Source organism: Streptomyces sp. RLA012 (assembly GCF_056270325.1).
This window is the reverse complement of record NZ_JBWDPA010000002.1, coordinates 875038-895342: the sequence shown is the minus strand read 5'-3', so window position 1 is coordinate 895342 and position 20305 is coordinate 875038. Positions and strand designations below refer to the sequence as shown.

General features: G+C 71.1%; 15 protein-coding genes and 1 pseudogene. 7 read left to right on the top strand and 9 right to left on the bottom strand.

Annotated features, from left to right (window positions below; translation table 11 throughout):
* Positions 1-86 precede the first annotated feature (86 nt).
* Positions 87-464 (bottom strand): hypothetical protein, encoded by a 378-nt coding sequence (locus tag RV986_RS04580; protein WP_475916149.1) that lies wholly within the window; start codon positions 462-464, stop codon positions 87-89.
* Positions 465-543: 79 nt separating this feature from the next.
* On the opposite strand from RV986_RS04580, the gene RV986_RS04575 reads away from it, so the two are divergent.
* Entirely contained in the window at positions 544-804 is a 261-nt protein-coding gene (locus tag RV986_RS04575) for a hypothetical protein (protein ID WP_475916148.1), read from the top strand.
* A 36-nt stretch (positions 805-840) separates the two neighbouring features.
* Here the strand turns inward: RV986_RS04575 and RV986_RS04570 are convergent, their stop codons facing one another.
* Positions 841-1806: an aminotransferase class I/II-fold pyridoxal phosphate-dependent enzyme gene (locus tag RV986_RS04570; RefSeq protein ID WP_475916147.1), complete on the bottom strand. Its 966-nt coding sequence runs from the start codon at positions 1804-1806 to the stop codon at positions 841-843.
* A gap of 224 nt (positions 1807-2030) precedes the next feature.
* Positions 2031-3275 carry an MFS transporter gene (locus tag RV986_RS04565; protein WP_475916146.1) on the bottom strand — a complete coding sequence of 415 codons (1245 nt, stop codon included), beginning with the start codon at positions 3273-3275 and terminating at the stop codon, positions 2031-2033.
* A gap of 248 nt (positions 3276-3523) precedes the next feature.
* Between RV986_RS04565 and RV986_RS04560 the strand changes: the two genes are divergently transcribed.
* Positions 3524-5548, top strand: a complete 2025-nt coding sequence (locus tag RV986_RS04560) for a phosphocholine-specific phospholipase C (protein WP_475916145.1) — start codon at positions 3524-3526, stop codon at positions 5546-5548.
* A 40-nt stretch (positions 5549-5588) separates the two neighbouring features.
* Here the strand turns inward: RV986_RS04560 and RV986_RS04555 are convergent, their stop codons facing one another.
* Both RV986_RS04555 and RV986_RS04550 read right to left on the bottom strand, forming a co-directional pair.
* Positions 5589-6602, bottom strand: a complete 1014-nt coding sequence (locus RV986_RS04555; protein WP_475916144.1) for a Gfo/Idh/MocA family protein — start codon at positions 6600-6602, stop codon at positions 5589-5591.
* 51 nt (positions 6603-6653) lie between these two features.
* On the bottom strand, positions 6654-7751 hold the full coding sequence (locus tag RV986_RS04550) for a baeRF3 domain-containing protein (protein WP_475916143.1): 1098 nt from the start codon (positions 7749-7751) through the stop codon (positions 6654-6656).
* A 155-nt stretch (positions 7752-7906) separates the two neighbouring features.
* On the opposite strand from RV986_RS04550, the pseudogene RV986_RS04545 reads away from it, so the two are divergent.
* Positions 7907-9168 (top strand): annotated as a pseudogene (locus RV986_RS04545) (arginine deiminase).
* 31 nt (positions 9169-9199) lie between these two features.
* On the opposite strand, the gene RV986_RS04540 reads toward RV986_RS04545, so the two are convergent.
* Positions 9200-10771, bottom strand: coding sequence for an FMN-binding glutamate synthase family protein (locus RV986_RS04540; RefSeq protein ID WP_475916142.1), 1572 nt, complete (start codon positions 10769-10771; stop codon positions 9200-9202).
* A 386-nt stretch (positions 10772-11157) separates the two neighbouring features.
* On the opposite strand from RV986_RS04540, the gene asnB reads away from it, so the two are divergent.
* A complete protein-coding gene (gene asnB, locus RV986_RS04535) occupies positions 11158-12999 on the top strand; it encodes an asparagine synthase (glutamine-hydrolyzing) (protein ID WP_475916141.1) in 1842 nt (613 codons plus the stop codon).
* Here the strand turns inward: asnB and RV986_RS04530 are convergent.
* The gene (locus RV986_RS04530) at positions 12972-13532 is read right to left on the bottom strand and encodes a DUF4232 domain-containing protein (RefSeq protein ID WP_475916140.1); all 561 of its coding nucleotides are present in this window, start codon (positions 13530-13532) and stop codon (positions 12972-12974) included. The genes asnB and RV986_RS04530 overlap by 28 nt on opposite strands.
* A gap of 114 nt (positions 13533-13646) precedes the next feature.
* Positions 13647-15224, bottom strand: coding sequence for an alpha/beta hydrolase (locus tag RV986_RS04525; RefSeq protein ID WP_475916139.1), 1578 nt, complete (start codon positions 15222-15224; stop codon positions 13647-13649).
* A 222-nt stretch (positions 15225-15446) separates the two neighbouring features.
* On the opposite strand from RV986_RS04525, the gene RV986_RS04520 reads away from it, so the two are divergent.
* Together RV986_RS04520 and RV986_RS04515 are read left to right on the top strand one after the other, a co-directional pair.
* Complete coding sequence (locus RV986_RS04520) at positions 15447-16169, top strand: chaplin (RefSeq protein ID WP_475916138.1); 723 nt, start codon at positions 15447-15449, stop codon at positions 16167-16169.
* A gap of 165 nt (positions 16170-16334) precedes the next feature.
* Positions 16335-17189: a GNAT family N-acetyltransferase gene (locus RV986_RS04515; RefSeq protein WP_475916137.1), complete on the top strand. Its 855-nt coding sequence runs from the start codon at positions 16335-16337 to the stop codon at positions 17187-17189.
* Between the two features lie 28 nt (positions 17190-17217).
* On the opposite strand, the gene RV986_RS04510 is transcribed toward RV986_RS04515, so the two are convergent.
* Complete coding sequence (locus RV986_RS04510) at positions 17218-17967, bottom strand: MBL fold metallo-hydrolase (RefSeq protein ID WP_475916136.1); 750 nt, start codon at positions 17965-17967, stop codon at positions 17218-17220.
* A 259-nt stretch (positions 17968-18226) separates the two neighbouring features.
* Between RV986_RS04510 and RV986_RS04505 the strand changes: the two genes are divergently transcribed.
* Positions 18227-20233: an RICIN domain-containing protein gene (locus RV986_RS04505; RefSeq protein ID WP_475916135.1), complete on the top strand. Its 2007-nt coding sequence runs from the start codon at positions 18227-18229 to the stop codon at positions 20231-20233.
* Positions 20234-20305 lie beyond the last annotated feature (72 nt).

The following is a 20305-nucleotide window of genomic DNA, read 5'->3' as shown; positions in this document are numbered from 1 at the left end:
GGCACGTGAGTCCTCACGATCGTGTGGTGGCGGGGGCGGCGCAGGAGCGGGCGGGGATCAGCAGGGCCGCCGCCCGGGTCGGCAGGTCAGGCCGGGGTCGACCGGTGCAGCGGGCAGGCCGGTGGGAGCGCGGTGCAGTCGACGTCCTCGTCGGGGTGGTCGCAGGCGGCCGCTTCCAGGCATGCCCGGTCGGAGACCTCGTCCCGGAACTGCCGCAGATCGAGCCGCTGCTCGGTGATGGCGTACAGCGGGAAGTACGGGTCGCAGTACGCAGGGCCCGGCGCATGGGCGATGGTGCGCCGGTCGTCCATGGGGTGGTCGGCCTCGGTCACCGGCCAGGGGGCGTGCGGGCAGCTCGCCATGGTCGTACCGAGCAGGTCCTCCACCGCGACGTCGGCCGGCTCGGTGAGGAAGGCGGTGTCCCCACATCCCAGGTCGACGACGGTGAGCCCTTGGTCGGGCACGGTGTCCAGCAGCCGGTCGGTCAGCGGTAGGGGCCGGAAGGGACTTGAGTTCCCGGCCCTGGACGGTCAGCCGCCGGCCGTGGTCCGCTTCCTGGAGCCTCCCGGGCTCCTGCATGACACAGCCCTCTTCCGCCGGATAACGGCACAGCGCGGTGAACCGCTCAAGGCCGAGGTCGAGGGCGTGGCGTTCGGCGATGGCCGCGGCGCTCAGGCCCGGCTCCGCCGCGAGGGTGTCGTAGACATCGTTGTCCAAGAGGGCGTAGAGGGCATGGGCGAGTGCGAGTGCGAGGTGCCGGATCGGCTGGATCGCAGGGACGAGGCGGTGCTCGAAGTCCGGTAAGGCGGGAGTGAGCCGGGTCACGCCATGCCCTTCGGGTCAGGGTCTGTCGGCCGAGGCCGGGACGGGGTCGATGTCGGTGAGCGCGCCGGTGAGCCGGCGCAGGTCTTCGGCCGTTCCGACGGTGATCCGCAGCCATCCGGGAAGTCCGGGGTGGCCGCAGTCCCGCCCCCGAACGCCCTGCACCGCCGACCGTTCGACGGCCTCGGCCGAGGACAGATCCTCGCGGCATGGCGCGACGACGAAGCCGGCGTGGCTGTCGCGGGCCTCCGTCGGCAGCGGGTGGGCGGCGAGTGCGGCGACGTGGCGGGGCCGTTCGGTGAGCAGGTGCGATCGCGGCGCGGCGCGATGGCCGGGGTCTTCCAGAGCGCCCGCGGGAGCGTGCAGGGCAACCGAGTTGACGGAGTGGAAGCGTTGCCGGTCCCGCAGGTGCGCGATGGGCCGGGGAGTGCCGATGAGTGCTCCCAGCCGGATTCCGGCGAGGCCGTGGCTCTCGGAGAAGCTGCGGAACACCAGGAGGCGCCGCTCTCCCGCGGTGGCGTACGGTTCCGGCCGTGCGGGCCGGGGCCGCGAAGCTCGCGTACGTCGTGTCGAGGAACACCGACTCGGCACGGATGACGATGTCGTCGACCCGGCCGGAGCCGAAGAACCGCCCCGTCGGGTTGTGCGGCCGGGTGAGGAATACGGCGCCGCGACCGGTGAGTTCGGCCGGGGCACGGCCGGCTTCCACTCCGCGTCGAGCGGGATCGGTCGGGCGGCGCGGCTCAGCGCCCGGGCACGGTCCGAGTGGGCGTCGAATCCCGGCGTGACGAACCAGGCCGTGTCCACCTGGGAACTGGCGAGATCCATCGCCTCGGTGACCGATCCGAGCGGGCCGCGGTAACAACGGTGCAACCTTGCGGCGTTGGCCACCACCCGGGCGACCGCCCGGGGAGACAGGCCCAGCGGGCTCTCGTTCCGGTCCGGACGTAAGCCGTCCGTGCAGCCGTTCGCACTGCTCAGCATGGGGGACCTCCTCGACGGTTCAGCGGGCCGCGCTAAACGATCAACTCGACAGGTGAATCCCCACGCTCTTCCACATGAACGGCGGCACCCCGAGCCAAAGAGCTTTGTGGCCAACATGGGTGACGTTCCGTCAGGTCAGTTTCTCGTCAGGCCAGTTCGCCCCAGGCCAGTTCTCCCCGGGACGGTCTCCCCAGGCCGGTCGACCCCCGCCCGCGGCTCCGCCGTCAGACAGCGGCGGAAGGTTCGAGTTCATCGGCGGCGCGAGCCTCCCGCGTGCGGGACACCGCGAGGACGAGTGCCTGAACGACCGCTCCGGACAGGCCCACCCACAAGGCGAACCGATAGCTGACCCGGTCGGCGAGCAAGCCGCCGACCGGCGCCCCCACCGCCACCATCCCCCAGTTGAACGAGCGGATCGTGGCGTTCATCCGTCCCCGCAGCCGGTCCGGCGTCACGGACTGGCGATAACTCATCTCCACCGGGCTCTCGATCGAGATCGCCAAGGACACCACGAAGAAGGCCGACGACACCGACACGAGCCCCCACGGTCCGTGCCCGGCAAGGACCAGCGGCAGCCAGCCGACGGCGGCAAGGACGCGGAACACGATCAAGGTGGCACCGACGTCCAGCCGTTGCGCCACCCGCCCCGAGAGCGCACCACCGAGCACCGCGCCGAGCCCCGCGCAGGCGTAGGTCACTCCCAGGCCGAATTCCCCGATCCTGAGCTCACGCAGCGCGTAGACCACGAAGACCGTACTCACGATGGTGTTGAACAGGAGCATCGCGTGCGAGGTCAGCGCGATGGACGCCAGCGTCCGATGGCGGTAGACCCAGGCCACTCCCTCGCGCAGTTCGTGACCGAGGCTGCGCCGCGCCCCCCGGTCGGGAACGGGATCGTGGGCCCGTACCGAGGTGAGCAGCAGGGCGGACATCAGATAGGTGATCGCGTCCACCAGCACCGCGAGCGGCGCACCGACGAACCTGATCAGTACTCCGGCGATCAGCGGCCCGGTCGAACCGGCCACCGCGCCGGCCTGCTCCACGCGGGCGTACCCCGCGTTGAGGAGTTCCTTGGGGACGAGACGCGGGACGTAGGACTGACTGGCTGCCTCGAAGAACAGGCAGAGCACGCCGAAGGCGAAGACGCACCAGCACAGCGCGGCGATGCTGAGCCGGTCCAGCGCGTACAGCAGGGGGATCGCGCCGAGCACGGCGGCCCTGCCGAGATCCATGGCCATCATCATCGGCTTCCGCCTGCAACGGTCCACCAGCACCCCGGCCACGAGGCCGAAGAGCAGGTAGGGAGCCCAGCGGGCCGCGTTCACCAAACCTGCCTCCGTGGCCGACGCACCCAGCGTGACGACCGTGAGGATCTGCAGCGCGAGCCCTGTGACCTGCGAACCGAAGGCCGAGACCGCGGAGGCGGTCCAAAAGCGCAGATACCCAGGGACGTCCACCAGGCGCGACATGATCGAACCGTACCAACGGAGCGCCCCCGCACCGCGGTTGTCCAGCGGGACGGCACGCTTTCCCCGAACGCCACCGCGAGGCCCGATCCCCTCCGGGACCCGATCCCCTTCGGGACCCGGGCCTCGCGGTGGCGTTCGGCCGCTGTTCACCCGTCCCTCACCGCACCGGTATGGACCTCGGCGATCACCGCGAGCACGCTTGCGCGCGGTGTGCCGCAGGGGCACTCCGGTGACGAGGGGGCGGGCGAATGACACAGATCAGCCGAAGAGGCTTCGTGGGGCTCGGCGCATCCGTGGCGGCCGGCGCCGCGCTGGGTGCCGGTGCGCGTCCGGCGGTGGCCGCCGCCCAAGCGGCGACCGGCACCATCTCGGACGTACGGCACGTCGTCGTCCTCATGCAGGAGAACCGCAGCTTCGACCACTACTTCGGCCGCCTCAAGGGCGTCCGCGGCTTCGGTGACCGCAGCGGCATCACGCTGTCCGGCGGCCACCCGGTCTTCAACCAGCCGAACGGCGGCGGACGGCAGTACCCGTGGAAGCTGAGCTCCACGCCCGCCGCGGGCGGCAAGGACGGTGAAACCCTCGCGCAGTGCAACGGCGACCTCCCGCACTCCTGGTCATCGCAGCACTCCGCCTGGAACAAGGGGCGCCTGGACAACTGGGTCTCGGGCGTCGGCAACGTCCGCTCGCTCGGCTACCTCGACCGGACGGACATCCCCTTCCACTACGCGCTCGCCGACGCCTACACCCTCTGCGACGCCTACTTCTGTTCCACGCTCAGCGCGACCGGACCCAACCGCACGTACCTGTGGAGCGGCAAGGTCGACGGCTCCAGCTACGACGGCGGCGACGAGTCCGGACTGACCTGGCAGAACTACGCCGAGGCGCTCCAGACCGCCGGAGTGACCTGGAAGGTCTACCAGAACGCCCAGGACAACTACGGCGACAACGGCTGTGCCTACTTCAAGAAGTTCACCTCCGCCAAGGCGGGCGACCCGCTGTACGACCGCGGCATGGCCTCCGTCCCGAAGGTCACCGGATCCACGCCCGACGACATCGCCGCCGCCATCAAGGCCGACGTCCTCGCCGGCACCCTGCCCCAGGTCTCCTGGGTGGTCGCCAACCAGGGCTTCTCCGAGCACCCGTACGCCCCGCCCGGCGACGGCGCCCACTTCGTCGACCTGGTGTACAAGGCCCTGGCCGCCGACCCGGACGTCTTCGACTCCACCGTCCTGTTCCTCAACTACGACGAGAACGACGGCTTCTTCGACCATGTGCCGCCCCCGGCCCCGCCCGCGAACACGGCCGGGGAGTTCCTGAACGGCACCCCGTACGGTCTTGGCTTCCGCGTCCCGATGCTCGTCATCTCGCCCTGGACACGCGGTGGTTGGGTCTCCTCGGAGGTCTTCGACCACACCTCCGTGCTGCGCTTCCTGGAGACCTGGACGACGGCGCTCGGCAAGCCCGCCGCCTGCCCCGACATCAGTGCCTGGCGCCGCAGGGTCACCGGCGACCTCACCGGAGTCTTCGACTTCGGCAACCCGGCCCACGGGACGGTCCCGCTGCCCGCCACGAGCGTCATCGGGATCTCCACCTGCGGCCCGCTGCCCAACCCGGTGCCGACCACCAACGCCCTGCCCGCCCAGGAGCCCGGCACCCGGCCCGCCCGCGCCCTGCCCTACCAGCCGAACGGCTGTCTGGACCACCTGGAGTTCGGGTCGAGCGGCAAGATCCTCGCCTGGTTCGCGATGGCCAACCAGGGCACCCCGGCCAGCAGCGCGGCGCACTTCTCGATCCACCCGAACGCCTACCGCGACACGACGCCCTGGCAGTACACCGTCGACGCGGGCGGCACCGCCTCCGACTACTTCAACATCGGCTCGGGGTACGGAGACGGCAAGTACGACCTCACCATGGTCGGCCCCAACCGCTTCCTGCGCCGCTTCAAGGGCGACGCGACGCAGGCGGGCAAGTCGGCCGAGGTGAGCACCCGTTACGCCGTCGAGCCCGGCACCGGGAAGACCGCGGTCTACTTCACGATGGCCAACTCCTCGGCCGTCCCGGTGAAGTTCACCATCACCTCGAACCAGTACCGCGGCGACGGGCCGTGGACGTACACCGTCGCCGCGGGCGCTTCGGCCGAGGACTACTTCAACGCCGTGGCCCACCAGAACGGCTGGTACGACTTCACGATCACCATCGACTCGGACGCGGGCTGGTCGCGCCGGTTCACCGGGCACATCGAGACAGGCGCGGCGAGCGTCAGCGGCTGATGGCGGGTCTCAGCGGTCGATCACGTGACTCGGTGGTCGATCACGCGTAGAGGTCCGGGCGCGGGGCGAGCTCGACGGTCACCCGGCCGCCGCTCTCCAGCGCCCGGACCCCCGCCTCGGCGACCGCCGCCGACGCGTACCCGTCCCAGGCGCCGGGCCCGGTGACCCGACCCTCCCGGGTGGCGTCCACCCAGGCCTGCAACTCGCGGTCGTAGGCGTCCGCGAACCGTACGAGATAGTCCTGCGCCACCTCCTCGCGGGCGCCGTCCGCCGTGGTCACGACCATCGTGTGCGCGTCGCCGATCCGTGCGCTCCCGGACTCGCAGACTGCCTCGCACCGCACCTGGTAGCCGAACCCGGAGTTGACGAAGACCTCGACGTCGACGAGGGCGCCCTCCGCGGTCTCGAAGACCACGAACTGGGGGTCGAGAAGACCCTCCGGGGCGTGCGCGGACGGCCGCGGACGCAGCACGGTCACGGCCGTGAGCTCCTGGCCGAGCAGCCAGCGCGCCGCGTCGATCTCGTGCGAGACGGAGCTGTCGATCAGCATCGCGGAGGTGAAACCCGGCGGGGAGGAGACATTGCGGTGCGTGCAGTGGAGCATCAGCGGACGGCCCAGCCGCCCGCTGTCCAGCAGGGACTTCAGGCGCACGTACTCGGCGTCGTACCGGCGCATGAACCCGACCTGCACCAGCCTCCGGCCGAGCCGTGCCTCCGCCTCCACCACGCGCAGCGCCCCGGCCGACTCCGGCACCATCGGCTTCTCGCACAGCACCGGCAGCCCACGCTCGAAGGCCGCGAGCAGCGCCTCCTCGTGCGCGGGCCCGGGGGAGGCGATCAACACCGCCTGTACGCCGGGTGCGTCGAGGGCGGCGGCCACCTCCGTGTGCACCGTGACGCCGTCGATCCCGGCCGAGGCCTCCTTGGCGCGTCCGGTGTCGGGATCGGCCACCGCCGCGACGCGGGCGCCGTTCACCACCCGGTCGATCCGCCGTACGTGGTCGGCGCCCATGTGACCCGCGCCCAGGACCGCGACACCCAACAGCTTGCTCACGTTCTCACCTCTCCGACCGAATGTTCCAGAGGTGATTGTCGGCCGGAAAGATCAGTAGCGCAGCACTCCGGCGATGCCTTTCGCGTCACCGAGACTGCCGTCGGGGACGAAACGGACCTCGGCGCCGGTCTCCAGACACTGTTCGACGATCTCGTCGACGATGTCCTCGCGGGCGTCCAGATCACCGCTCTCGGCCGGGACGAGATGGTCGCCGCCGTCGTCGCGGACCGTCACGCGGTAGTTCTCCTCGACGGCCAGCAGCCGGATCCGGGCCTGGGACGCGTTCTGCCAGACCTCGTCCACTCCGGCGGCGAACGCCCTGCGGCCACGTGCCGATTCGAGTTCGCGGGCCACCTCGGCGGTGTTCCTCCGCTCCTCGGCGCTGATCCGCGGGTGCACCGCCTGCCACACGGCGTCGGGGGTACCGTGTGCGAGCCCGCCGTGCGGGATGCGTGAGGCGTCCTTCGTGACCGTGCCGACCTCGTCGAGGCACGAGAGGGCGGCGGTCTCGCCGGTGACGTACAGCGGGCGCGGATCCCCGCGCAGGACGGGGCCCATCGCGGTGTCCGCCTCGCGCAGGAAGTGCCGGGTGCGCTCGTCGCGGAAGGTGCTGGGCAGGTCGCCGATGCGTTCCTGGCGCTCGGCGTCCGGGTCCTCCAGGCTGCGGGTCAGCGGGAGGTCGGCGGTGACCTCCTCGGTGACGCGGTCGGCGCCGCCGTTCCACAGCGTCACCCGGTCGGCCGATACGGCGAGCACCCAGAACGGGTGCTCCGAGACCTGCGCGGCGACGAGGTTGCGGGTCAGGAAGGTGTCCGAGAGCACCACGCGTTCGGGCACGGTACGGGCCAGCGACCACACCTGGTGCTCGCCGGGTGCCGCGAAGATCGCCAGGCCCTCCTCGGTGTGCGCCAGATCGACCTCCGCCAGCGCCTGGTCGAGCTGCTGGACGAGGTCGGTACGGCGTTCGCGGGTGACCGCGGGATCGGACTCGATCTGTTTCTTGGCCTCGGCCACGACATTGCGCAACCGGACCGGATCCTGGGCGTTGTCGGGCTCGCGGCGGTGGGTGGGCGTCAGGACCGACACCGCCGGGTAGGGCCGCGGCCTGCGTAGCTCGGAAAGGGTTGCGGTACTCAGGGCGTGCTCCATAACAGCACGATAGAGCCGATTTACTTATCGGGCATTTGGGGCAGTCGATCGCTGGTGTCGCTCGGGCTGGGCCGGACCGGCCCCCGAGCCGGAGAATGGCATAGAAAGTCATATAAATGCATGAAAAGGCATAGAAGGGCACAGAAAGGCGCACCGTGACCAGTCAAGACGCCACCGGCCACCCGGCGTACGGCGTCCACTCCGAGGTCGGCAGACTGCGCAAGGTGCTCGTCTGCGCTCCCGGTCTGGCACACCACCGCTCACCCCCACCAACTCCGACGACCTGCTCTTCGACGACGTCATGTGGGTGGAGAACGCCCAGCGCGACCACGCCGACTTCGTCGACAAGCTGCGTGAGCGCGGTGTCGACGTCGTCGAGCTGCACGATCTGCTCGCGCGGACCATGGCGCTTCCGGTGGCCAGGGACTGGCTGCTGGACCGGAAGATCACCCCGAACGAGGTCGGGCTCGGGCTCGTCGACGACACCCGCGCCTTCCTGGAGACGCTCGGACCGGACCGGCTCGCCGAGTTCCTGATCGGCGGTCTGGCCACCGCCGATCTGCCGGACGACTTCCGCTCCGGCTACCTCGCCCTGGCCCGCGAGTCCACGGGCGTGGGCGAGTATCTGATGCCACCGCTGCCCAACACCCTCTACACCCGCGACACGACCTGCTGGCTCTACGGCGGCCTCACGTTCAACCCGCTGTACTGGCCCGCCCGGCACGACGAGACACTCCTGATGAAGGCGATCTACACCTTCCACCCCGACTTCGCGGGCTCCACGGTGTGGTGGGGCGACCCCGAACTGGACTGGCGGCAGGCCACGTTCGAGGGCGGCGACATCATGCCGGTCGGCGGCGGCGTCGTCCTCATGGGCATGAGCGAGCGCACCTCCAGACAGGCCATCACCCAGGTCGCGGCCGCGCTGTTCCGCAACGGGGCGGCCGAGCACATCATCGTCGCCGGTCTGCCGAGGCTGCGCTCCGCGATGCACCTCGACACCGTGTTCACCTTCGCCGACCGCGACCTGGTGACCCTGTACCCGGCGATCATGCACGCGGTCCACACCTTCTCCCTCCGTCCGAGCGACAAGGCCCCCGGCATCGAACTCACCGACGAGGGATCACGCCCCTTCACCGAAGTCGTGGCCAAAGCCCTCGGGTTGTCCGCACTGCGGGTCGTCGAGACGGGCGGAGACGTGTACGCCTCCGAGCGGCAGCAGTGGGACAGCGGCAACAACGCCGTCGCCCTGGAACCGGGCGTGGTCGTCACCTACGACCGCAACACCCAGACCAACACCCTGCTGCGCGAGGCCGGGATCGAGGTCATCACCATCGTCGGTGCCGAACTCGGGCGGGGGAGGGGCGGCGGGCACTGTATGACGTGCCCGATCGTGCGCGACCCCGTGGAGTTCTGACCAACCCGGCCCGGAAGGTGTCCCGATCGGCTCAGAAGGTGTCCGGATCGGCCGCCGCCCAGTCCGCCTCCCAGGAAGCGGGCACGTCGGCGAGCAGCACACCGGGCTCCAGCCACTCGTACAGCTCCGCGTACGACCGTACGGTCGTCGGGTCCGTACGCCGCAGCAGACGACGGGGCGTGAGATCGCCCGGCTCCCGTACCCCCATCGCGGCCATGATCCGGCTCGCGCTGCGGACGGTGGCCCGCTGGTAGCGGTGCACGCGCGCGGACTTGTCGGCCACGTCCAGGGCGCGCACCCGGCGCGGGTCCTGGGACGCGACGCCGGTCGGGCAGGTGTTGGTGTGGCAGCGCCGTGCCTGGAGGCAGCCGATCGCCAACATCATCGCGCGGGCCGCGTTCGTGTAGTCGGCCCCCTGCGCCAGTCGTTTGACGATGTCCGAACCGGTGGCGACCCTGCCGCTCGCGCCGATCCGCACCCGGTCGCGCAGACCCGTGCCGACCAGCGCGTTGTGCACCGTGATCAGCCCCTCGGTCAGCGGCGTCCCGAGGGCGTCGGCGAACTCCGGCGGCGCGGCCCCCGTACCGCCCTCGGCGCCGTCGACCACGATGAAGTCGGGCGTGACCCCTTCGGCGAGCATCGCCCTGCACACGGCGAGGAACTGACGGCGCGAGCCGACACAGAGCTTGAGCCCGGTCGGCTTGCCGCCCGCCAGCTCCCGTATCCGGGCGATGAACCGCACCATTTCGCGGGGCGTCGAGAACACCTGGTGGTACGGCGGTGAGGTCACCGTCTCCCCCGCCGGGACATCGCGGGCCCGGGCGATCTCGCCGCTCACCTTGGCGCCGGGCAGGACCCCGCCGATGCCCGGCCCCGCGCCCTGGGAGAGCTTCAGCGACACACACTTGACCTCCGGCAGCGCGGCCTTGTCCGCGAACAGCCGGGCCTCGAAGCCCCCTGCGGCGGTCCGGCAGCCGAAGTACCCGGTGCCGATCTCCCAGATCAGGTCGCCGCCGCCCCGCAGGTGGTACTCCGACAGACCGCCCTCGCCCGTGTCGTGCGCGAAACCGCCCAGTGCCGCGCCCCTGTTCAGCGCCAGGATCGCGTGCGAGGACAGCGCCCCGAAGCTCATCGCGGAGATGTTCAGCAGGGCCATGTCGTACGGCTGGGTGCAGTCCGGGCCCCCGACGCGCACCACGGGCACCTCGTCCGGCACGTCGAGCGGGCGCATCGACGGTTCCAGGAACTCGTGGCCGGCCCCGTACACGTCCAGTGCGGTGCCGAACGGCACCTCGGCCTCGACGCCCTCGGCCCGCTCGTACACGATCCTGCGCACCTCACGGTCGTACGGACGTCCGTCGCCGCTGTTCCGCTCGGCGAAGTACCGCCGCTGCTCGGGGCGCGGGGCCCGCACGAGGAAGGGGAGACGGCCGAGCAGGGGATAGTTCCGCAGCACCGAGTGGCGGCGCTGTGCCAGGTCCCGGACGCCGAGCGCGGTCAGGGCCAGCAGCGGGGCCGCCGCGCACCACCACCAGGGCGAGACGGCCCACACCAGGATCAGCGCCCCGGCCGCTCCGAGGGCGACGAACTGCGGCAAGAGCATCCGGCGCACACCCCGAGTGAAACGCACGAGAAGGAAACAGGCGAAAGCGGGCATGCGGCTCGGGGCCCCGGAAGGCCGGCTCGGGCTCTCTCCGGGGGCGCTCGGGGCGCACCGGCGGATGTTGGGGAAGTCTTTACCCATGGCCGATTACGGATAGCGGTCGCCCGGCGGTGGGCCGATCCGTCGGTCCCGAGGGCGCAAAGTGCGGCCAGAACCGCGGGGGCGGCTGGGCCGATCAGATTACGTACGTGTTGACGACCCTCCGCGCACGGCGCAGCCTCGTTGTATAGCTGCTGAATACAACTGGTTTTTCGGAAGCGCTCGTACGTTCCTGAAAGCGCAGGTGGGCGCGGTGCTCCCGGCGGACCGGACGCAGGAGGTAACACATGTGCGGCATCACCGGCTGGGTCTCCTTCGACCGTGACCTGCGCGCCGAGGGCGAGACATTGGATGCGATGACGGAGACGATGGCCTGTCGGGGCCCCGACGACCGCGGCACCTGGGCCGAGGGCCCCGCGGCCCTGGGACACCGCCGGCTCGCGATCATCGACCTGCCCGGCGGACGTCAGCCCATGACCGCCCGGACGCCGGACGGCACGGTCGCGCTGGTCTATTCGGGGGAGGCCTACAACTTCACCGAGCTCCGCCGCGAGCTGACCGGCCACGGTCACCGCTTCTCGACCGACTCCGACACCGAGGTCGTCCTGCGCGGCTACCTCGAATGGGGCGAGGGGCTCGCCGAGCGCCTCAACGGCATGTACGCCTTCGCCGTCTGGGACGGCCGCCACGACGAGCTCGTGATGATCCGCGACCGCATGGGCATCAAGCCCCTCTACTACTACCCGACCCCCGACGGCGTCCTCTTCGGCTCCGAGCCCAAGGCGATCCTCGCCAACCCGCTCGCCCGCGCCCGGGTCGGCGTCGACGGTCTGCGGGAACTCTTCACCCTCGTCAAGACGCCCGGGCACGCGGTCTGGGACGGCATGCACGAGGTCGAACCCGGCACCGTCGTCACCGTCGACCGCGCCGGTCCGCGCCGCCACGTCTACTGGCAGCTGGAGACCCGGGCGCACACCGACGACCGCGACACCGCCATCGCCACCGTCCGCTCGCTCCTCGACGACATCGTGCGCCGCCAGCTCGTCGCCGACGTGCCGCGCTGCACCCTGCTCTCCGGCGGTCTGGACTCCTCCGCCATGACGGCGCTGGCCGCCCGGCAGCTCGGCAAGCACGGGGAGAAGGTCCGCAGCTTCGCCGTCGACTTCGTCGGCCGGAGCGACCACTTCGTCGCCGACGAACTGCGGGGCACCCCGGACACTCCCTTCGTGCACGACGTGGCCCGCGCCGCGGGCACCGACCACCAGGACATCGTGCTCGACACACACGCCCTGGCCGACCTCGACATCCGCGCGAAGGTGCTCAGGGCCCGCGACCTCCCCTTGAGCCTCGGCGACATGGACGCCTCCCTGTACCTGCTGTTCCGGGCCATCCGCGAGCACTCGACCGTCGCGCTCTCCGGGGAGTCCGCCGACGAGGTCTTCGGCGGGTATCTGCAGTTCTTCGACGAGGAGGCCCGTAACGCCGACACCTTCCCCTGGCTCGTCCGGGCCGGCCGGGACTTCGGCGACGACGCCGGCGTACTGCGCCCGGACCTCACCGAGGCGCTGGACCTGGAGTCGTACATCGCCGAGGGCTACCGAACGGCCGTCGCCGGCGTCAGGCGCCTCGACGGCGAGAGCGACTTCGAGTACCGGATGCGGCGGATCTGCCATCTCCATCTGACCCGGTTCGTCCGCGTCCTGCTCGACCGCAAGGACCGTATGAGCATGGCGGTCGGCCTGGAGGTGCGGGTGCCGTACTGCGACCACCGGCTCGTCGAGTACGTCTACAACACGCCGTGGTCCCTGAAGTCCTTCGACGGGCGCGAGAAGAGCCTGCTGCGGGAGGCGACCGCGGACCTGATCCCGAAGTCCGTGTACGACAGGGTCAAGAGCCCCTATCCGTCCACCCAGGACCCCAAGTACGCGATCGCCCTCCAGGACCAGGTCAAGGACCTGCTGGCCCGGCCCGCGCACCCGGTCTTCGATCTCGTCGACCGCGAACGGGTCCACCGGGCCGCCCACCGCGACACCCCGCAGATCACGCAGGCGTCGCGGCGCGGCCTGGAACGGGCCCTGGACCTGGCGCTGTGGCTCGATCTCTACAAGCCGGAGGTGTCGCTCACCTGAGCGACCGCCGACCGTCCGGGGACCGCCGACTGTCCGAGCACCCGGTCGGCGGCGGCCCGCGACGACTTCCACCACGTCGTCACCGGCTCCCACACGAGCACGACGTCCCCGAAGCCCAGCTCGCGCGCGGTGAACGAACGTCCGAAGAGGTACGGGTTCGCCGAGACGGCGATCCCCGGCACCCGGCGGGCCTCCGGGTCCGCCGGGTCGGCGATCGTCCGCACCGCCGCGTACGCCCTGGCCCCCGGACCGATCGGGTACGGCCCGCTCCGGCCGGCGGGCACCGGCAGGGCCGCACCGTCGAGGTTCCCGAAGGTGACCGTGGGGATGCGGTCGACGGTGCACGTCCTGGCGGAGCGGTTGGTGACGTCGACACGCACCACGGTGGGGTCGGTGGCGGACCGGTGGGCCCGCACGACGACGGACTTCTCGGCGCACTTGGCGGGCCGCGCGGCGGCCGAGCCGCTCTGGGGCACGGCGAGGAGCAGTGCCGCGGCGGCGGCCGGGAGGGCGAGGACGGGTCGGATGCGCATCGGCAGGTTCCCCCAGTTTCGGTCGGTACGTGGGTCACGGGACTCGGTCGGGTACGTGGGTCACGGACGGATACGGCGTGCGCGGGGCGACGCCTCCTAGGTGTGGATGTCCGCTCAGTGGCCCGCCGAGTCCTCCGGGCCGCAGGAACTGCCGTTGTCCGGCAGCGAGCCGTACAGCAGGAAGTCGTTTACCTTCTGGCGCACGCACTTGGAGGAGGCGTACCCGGTGTGGCCCTCGCCCTTGTTGTCGAGCACGACGGCCGAGGAACCGAGCCGCTTCGCGGTCTCCTCGGTCCAGCGGTACGGGGTCGCGGGGTCGCCCCGGGTGCCGACGAGGAGCATCTTCGGGCCGCTCAGGTCGCGCACCTCGTCACGAATGTAGTCCGTGCCCTTGGGCCGTCCGTAGCACAGCAGCACCTGGGCGAGCCGGTAGCGGCCGAACACCGGCGACGCCTCCTCGTACGTGGTGCGCAGCCGGTCGATGTCCTTGATGATCCGGGCGTCGGTGGGCCGGTCGGGGTCGTCCGCGCAGTTGATCGCCACCAGCGCGGCGGCCAGGTTGTCGGAGGGGATGTCCGCGGGGGCGACGAGTCCGCCGTGCGGGGGACCGGCGCTCAGGGCGGCGGGCAGCTGGGAGCCCGGTGCCGAGATCTGCTGGAGCCCACTGGGGTCGCCGTCCTGGACGAGCGCGGCGAGGGCCCGTTCGAGCATCGGCCACATCGGGCGGTTGAAGAGGGCCCTGCCGATGGCGCTGGTGAAGTCCATACCGGAGAACGGCTCCCCGAGGCCCGTCGGCACCGGATCCCGCTCCAGCGAGTCGACGAGCTTGACGACCCGCTGCCGGGCTTTGCGCGGGTCCCGCCCGAACGGGCAGGCCACGTCCCGGGTGCACCAGGTGAGGAAGTCGTCCAGGGCGGTCTGCTGCCCCTCTACGGTCACCAGGCCCTGTTCGGACATCGGCTCGGTGAGCGTGTCCACGCCGTCGAACGCCAGCCGGCCCACCTTGTCGGGGAACTGGGCCGCGTACACCGCGCCGAGGCGTGTCCCGTACGAGAAGCCGAGGTAGTTGAGCTTGTTGTCGCCGAGCGCCTGGCGGATCACGTCCATGTCCCGGGAGGCGTTGACCGTGCCGATGTGGGCCAGTACGGGGCCGGAGTGCTTGACGCAGTCGGCGACTTCCTTCCGCAGCGCTTCGAGGGTGGCCCGCGTATCGGTGCTGTCGGACTCGGGATCCGTCGTGGCGGACACCCCGGCGGTGCCCTCGCCGCAGCTGACCGGGGAGGACCGGCCGACGCCGCGGGGGTCGAAGGACACCACGTCGTAGCCGTTGGTGAGCGGCATGACGGTCTTGCGGGCCGAGGCGAGCACCGAAACACCCGCACCGCCGGGGCCGCCGAAGTTCAGCAGCACGGAACCTCTGGAGCTGCCGGTCGCCCGGTAGCGGGCGAGCGCGAGGTCGAGCGTCCCGGCACCCGGGTTCGCGTAGTCCAGCGGGACGGTCACCTTCCCGCACCGGAGATCCGCGGGCATGTCGTCGCCCTTGCAGGCGCCCCACGTGATCCGCTGCCGGTAGAACCGGGTCAGGTCGGGATGGTCGGCGGCCGTCGCCGCCGCGGGCAGCCCCGCCGCCAGCAGGGCCAGCGTCGCGGCGCCGGCTCCGGCGCACGCCCAGCGTTGGTGCACGGACAGCATGCCTGCCTCCAGGGACGCCCGACGTCGGCCCGGGCGCCGGGGTTACCCCTACGATCACGATAGGCGGGTGCCCGCGAGGCCGCCTCCGGGCCGGTACGGGTAGTTCGATAAACGTGACGCTCGATGGAGTGAAAGCCCGATAAGCCATAACTCGGATGGTCCTCCGGCGTTTTACGCGGTGCGGGCGAGTGCCCGCGACCATGTCTGGAAGGCAGGGAACCTATGAAACGGGTTACCCGAAATGGTTTGATCGCCGCGGCCGCCGCCTCGGGCGCGCTGGCCGTGACGATGCCGGCGTACGCCGATTCCACGGCGGACGGTGACACGGCGGGCTCGCCCGGGCTGATCTCCGGCAATACCATCCAGCTCCCGGTGCACGTCCCCGTGAACGTGTGCGGGAATACCGTGAACGTGGCCGGTCTCCTCAACCCCGCCGCGGGCAACGGCTGCGCGAACGTGAGCGACGGCAGGGGCCCCGGTGCCGGCGGGAGGATCCCCGGCGGGGGCGGCGAGGGTGCCGGCGGCACGGCCCCGAGCGGGGTGCGCGGAGGTGCGGTCATGCACGGCGGTGCTGTCGCGGCAGGGAGCGGAAAGGATTCTCCGGGCCTGCTCTCGGGCAACGACCTGCAGCTCCCGGTCCACCTCCCCGTGAACGTCAGCGGCAACTCGGTGACCGTGGTCGGCCTCGGCAACGCGTCCGTGGGCAACACGTCCACGAACACCTCCGGCGGCCGCCCCCAGCACCCCGTCGGGCCCGCCCCGAGGCCGCACACCCCGCCCCGGGCGGCCGCGCCCGGGAGGCCGTACCACGCCCCACCACTGCCCGCGGCGTCCCTCGCCCATACGGGTGCGGACCAGACGCTGCCCGGGATCGCCGCGAGCGCGGGGCTGGTCCTGGGCGGGGCCCTGCTGTACCAGCGGTTCCGGCCCGCGGCGGCCCGCTGACCGGAGGGGCGAGACCCCAGCGGGCCGGTGACCGGTGGGGTCTCACCCGTAGTGACGGTCCCGGTCGGGTGACAGCCGCTGAATTCCCCGCGGAGATCGGGAAGGATGCTGCGGGTGCGCCCGACCACCGCGCACTCCCGCCCCCCCAGTGATCGGAGCGCACAGATGGCCTCTCCGGGTCCCGAAGGCCTCGTCGTCGGCCGGGCCTCGCTCGACGACTGGTCGGTGATCAGCGGGTGGGCGGCGGACGAGGGGTGGAATCCGGGGCTGTCCGACGCCCCGAGCTTCTTCGCCCAGGATCCCGAGGGTTTCTTCATCGGCAGGATCGACGGGCAGCCGGTCTCGGCCGTCTCGGTCGTCACCTACGGCGCCGACTACGCCTTCCTGGGCTTCTATCTCGTACGACCGGATCAGCGCGGCCGTGGACACGGCCTCACCACCTGGCAGACGGCCCTGGCCCACGCCGGCGGCCGGACGGTCGGCCTGGACGGAGTGGTCGCGCAGCAGGACAACTACCGCAGGTCCGGTTTCGAACTCGCCCACCGCACCGTCCGTTTCACCGGAACCGTCCCGGCGGCGCGGACGGCACCGGGGGTCCGGCCCGCCGAAGCGGCCGACTTCGCGTCCATCGCGGCGTACGACAGCGCCTGCTGCCCGGCCGACCGCCCCCGGTTCCTGGACCGGTGGCTCACCGACCCCGGTCACCGCACCTTCGTCCGCGTCGCCGACGGCCGCCTCACCGGGTACGCGGTGATCCGGCCCGCCCGCGACTGCCCGCGCGTCGGCCCGCTCTTCGCCGACACCCCCGAGGACGCCCGCGCCCTCCTGCTGGCCCTGGCCGCGGACGCTTCGGAGACCGGCGTCGCCGTCGACATCCCCGAGACGAACGCCCCGGCCGTCGCGCTGGCGGAGGAGTTCGGTCTCACTCCGTCCTTCGAGACGGCCCGCATGTACACCGGCCCGGTCAGGCCGTTCGCCGGAGAGCGGGTCTACGGGGTCACCACGCTCGAACTCGGCTAGCCGCCGCGCGACACCTCGGGCGCGGCCGTCAGCCGGCGAGCTGCTGGGCGCGCCCCGCCGCCTCGCTCACGGATCCGCGGTGCACCGGACCGTGCCCCGGCAGCAGGACGTCCGCCGAGAGCGTCCCGATGAGCGACAGCGACGCGACGGCGTGCGCGCGCTCGGCGTGGAACATGTTCGGCAGCAGCTGCGGACCCCGTATCCGCGAGGTGGGATGGCCGCTGACCAGCGCGTCGCCGGAGATCACGATGCCGGCGTCCGGCAGATGGTAGACGCAGTGACCGGCGGTGTGGCCCGGGGTGTGCACCGGCACCGGACGGCCGGGCAGATCGAGTGCCCCCTTGTCGGGGAACGGCTCGGGCCGGGTCATCCGGACGTCCGCCGTGCCGCCGGAGCGGATGGCGTGCACCGCCCAGGGCAGTACGCCGGGGCGCCACGCCTGACGCATCACCTCCCCCACGCTGACCTGCTGGAGGAACTCGCGGCGCGCGTGCGGCAGCTCCTCCTCGTGCAGATGGACCGGGACGCCGTAGGTACTGCTGAGGTACTCGGCCGACCCGAGGTGGTCGTTGTGCGCGTGGGTGATGAGTACGGCGCTGATGGCCTCGGGGGAGTGGCCGAGCGCGGCGAGCGAGGCGAGGACGTCCGGACGGTCGCCGGGATACCCCGTGTCGATCAGCGTGACGGCGTCTCCGTCGGCCAGGATCACCCAGTTCGTGTTGCTGCCGTGAACCAGATGAACTCCGGCCGCCGCCTCAACGATCGCGTCCTCGCGCATGACCATCCCGATGCTTGAGATCTTTCCCCGGCCGGGCGGGGCCGGGCCGGGTCGTGTCAGACCGAAGGTATCGCGTGCACACGACGGTGCGACCGACGGCCACCACCCGGTCCCGAGGGGCGTTCACGTACGGGTGGCCGAACGTGAACGGGCGCTGTCGGCAAGGGACTTGACGCACCTCAGAGATGGCGGCTCCCATATGGCGAGTCTCGTTGACTTTTGTTCGAGTCTGCGAACAAATCTCTCAAGGGAGAGCCGCATGTCCCCCCATTCACACACCAAACGCCTCAGAGGTCTCCTGAGGCGCGCGGCCGTCCACGGTGCCGTTCTGGGTCTCGCCGTCGTCGGACTGGCCGGAGTCGGACGCTCCGCCGCACCGCTCACGGCCGAGCCCACCGCCGTCAGCACCAGCCAGATCGGGGTCGCCCCCGCCCCGATGGGCTGGGCGTCCTGGAACAGCTTCGCCAGTGTCATCGACTACAACACCATCAAGGCCCAGGCCGACGCCCTGGTGTCGTCCGGCATGGCCGCCGCGGGCTACAAGTACGTCAACATCGACGAGGGCTGGTGGCTGGGCACCCGCGACAGCAACGGCAACATCACCGTCGACACCGCCAAGTGGCCCGGCGGCATGAAGGCCATCGTCGACTACATCCACAGCAAGGGCCTCAAGGCCGGGATCTACACCGACGCGGGCAAGAACGGCTGTGGCTACTACTACCCGACCCCGGACACCACGCCCGCCGCGCCCAACACCGGGATGGAGGGTCACAACCAGCAGGACCTGGAGACCTTCCAGAACTGGGGCTTCGACTTCCTGAAGATCGACTGGTGCGGCGGTGACGCCGAGGGCCTCGACCAGGAGACGACGTACAAGGCGATCCGCGACGCGAACACCGCCGCGACCGCCGTCACCGGGCGTCCGCTCGTCCTGTCGCTGTGCGAGTGGGGCACGGGCAACCCCTGGAACTGGGCCGCGGGCACGGGCGCGATGTGGCGCACCAGCACCGACATCGTCTACTACCCGAACAACCCGACGATGTCGAACATCCTCGCCAACTTCGACAAGTCGCTGCACCCCGGCGCCCAGCACACCGGCTTCTACAACGACCCGGACATGATGACGGTCGGCATGAACGGCCTGAGCGCCGCCCAGAACCGCACCCACATGGGTCTGTGGGCGATCTCCGGCGCACCCCTGCTCGCGGGCAACAACCTGGCCACGATGAGCTCGACGACCGCCTCGATCCTCACCAACTCCGAGGTCATCGCGATCGACCAGGACTCCCGCGGGCTGCAGGGCGTCGAGGTCGCCGAGGACAGCACCGGGCTGCAGGTCTACAGCAAGATCCTCTCCGGCACCGGCAAGCGCGCGGTCCTGCTGCTGAACCGTACGTCCGCCGCGGCGAACATCACCGCCCGCTGGCAGGACATGGGCCTGACCACCGCCTCCGCCGCCGTGCGCAATGTCTGGTCCGCCTCCAACGTCGGCTCGTACGCGACGAGTTACACCGCCAGTGTCCCGGCGGGCGAGGGTGTGCTGCTCACCGTCTCCGGCACCGAGGCGTCCGGGACGACCTACGAGGACACCACGACCGCGACGACCCCGACCTTCACCGGGGTCACGGCGGCCGCCGCGGGCACCAAGCTGATCGACATCACGTACGCCAACGGTGGCACCACCGACCGCAGGGCGACCCTCCAGGTGGGCGGCCAGTACGCGCAGATGCTGGCGTTCCCGCCCACCGGCTCGGCGACCACGTACCGGACCGTCTCCGTTCTCGCCTCCCTGGCGAAGGGTTCGAACACGCTGGTCTTCGGGGCGTCGGGCATCGCGCCCGACATCGACGCCGTGGCCGTGCGTTCCGTCCCGGGCACCAACGGGACGGCGGTCGTCGGCACCGGGTCCGGGCGCTGCCTGGACTTCTTCAAGAGCACCATCACCAACAACAGCCAGGCCGAGCTGTGGGACTGCGGCGGCGGCCAGAACCAGACCTTCACCTCGACCTCGCGCGGTGAACTGGTCGTCTACGGCAACAAGTGCCTCGACGCCTACAACAGCGGCACCGCCAACGGCACCCGTGTCGTCATCTGGGACTGCAACGGTGGCACCAACCAGAAGTGGACCATCAACGCCAACGGCACCATCACCAACAACGTCTCGGGCCTGTGCCTCGACGCCCTGGGTGCCGCCACGGCCAACGGAACGCTGATCGACCTCTGGTCGTGCAACGGTGGATCCAACCAGCAGTGGACCCGCAACTGAACCGCGTCTGACCTCGGACGATGCCCCGGGGCGGGGCGCCCGACCGACTCCGCCCCGGGCAAAGGCGTTGCC

Bases quoted from the DNA above. Each gene is read 5' to 3' on its own strand.
- RV986_RS04560 (WP_475916145.1), top strand. From the start codon at position 3,524: ATGACACAGATCAGCCGAAGAGGCTTCGTGGGGCTCGGCGCATCCGTG.
- RV986_RS04530 (WP_475916140.1), bottom strand. From the start codon at position 13,532: ATGCGCATCCGACCCGTCCTCGCCCTCCCGGCCGCCGCCGCGGCACTG.
- RV986_RS04505 (WP_475916135.1), top strand. From the start codon at position 18,227: ATGTCCCCCCATTCACACACCAAACGCCTCAGAGGTCTCCTGAGGCGC.
- asnB (WP_475916141.1), top strand. From the start codon at position 11,158: ATGTGCGGCATCACCGGCTGGGTCTCCTTCGACCGTGACCTGCGCGCC.
- RV986_RS04570 (WP_475916147.1), bottom strand. From the start codon at position 1,806: ATGCTGAGCAGTGCGAACGGCTGCACGGACGGCTTACGTCCGGACCGG.
- RV986_RS04550 (WP_475916143.1), bottom strand. From the start codon at position 7,751: ATGGAGCACGCCCTGAGTACCGCAACCCTTTCCGAGCTACGCAGGCCG.
- RV986_RS04525 (WP_475916139.1), bottom strand. From the start codon at position 15,224: ATGCTGTCCGTGCACCAACGCTGGGCGTGCGCCGGAGCCGGCGCCGCG.
- RV986_RS04540 (WP_475916142.1), bottom strand. From the start codon at position 10,771: ATGCTCTTGCCGCAGTTCGTCGCCCTCGGAGCGGCCGGGGCGCTGATC.
- RV986_RS04565 (WP_475916146.1), bottom strand. From the start codon at position 3,275: ATGTCGCGCCTGGTGGACGTCCCTGGGTATCTGCGCTTTTGGACCGCC.
- RV986_RS04515 (WP_475916137.1), top strand. From the start codon at position 16,335: ATGGCCTCTCCGGGTCCCGAAGGCCTCGTCGTCGGCCGGGCCTCGCTC.
- RV986_RS04510 (WP_475916136.1), bottom strand. From the start codon at position 17,967: ATGCGCGAGGACGCGATCGTTGAGGCGGCGGCCGGAGTTCATCTGGTT.
- RV986_RS04520 (WP_475916138.1), top strand. From the start codon at position 15,447: ATGAAACGGGTTACCCGAAATGGTTTGATCGCCGCGGCCGCCGCCTCG.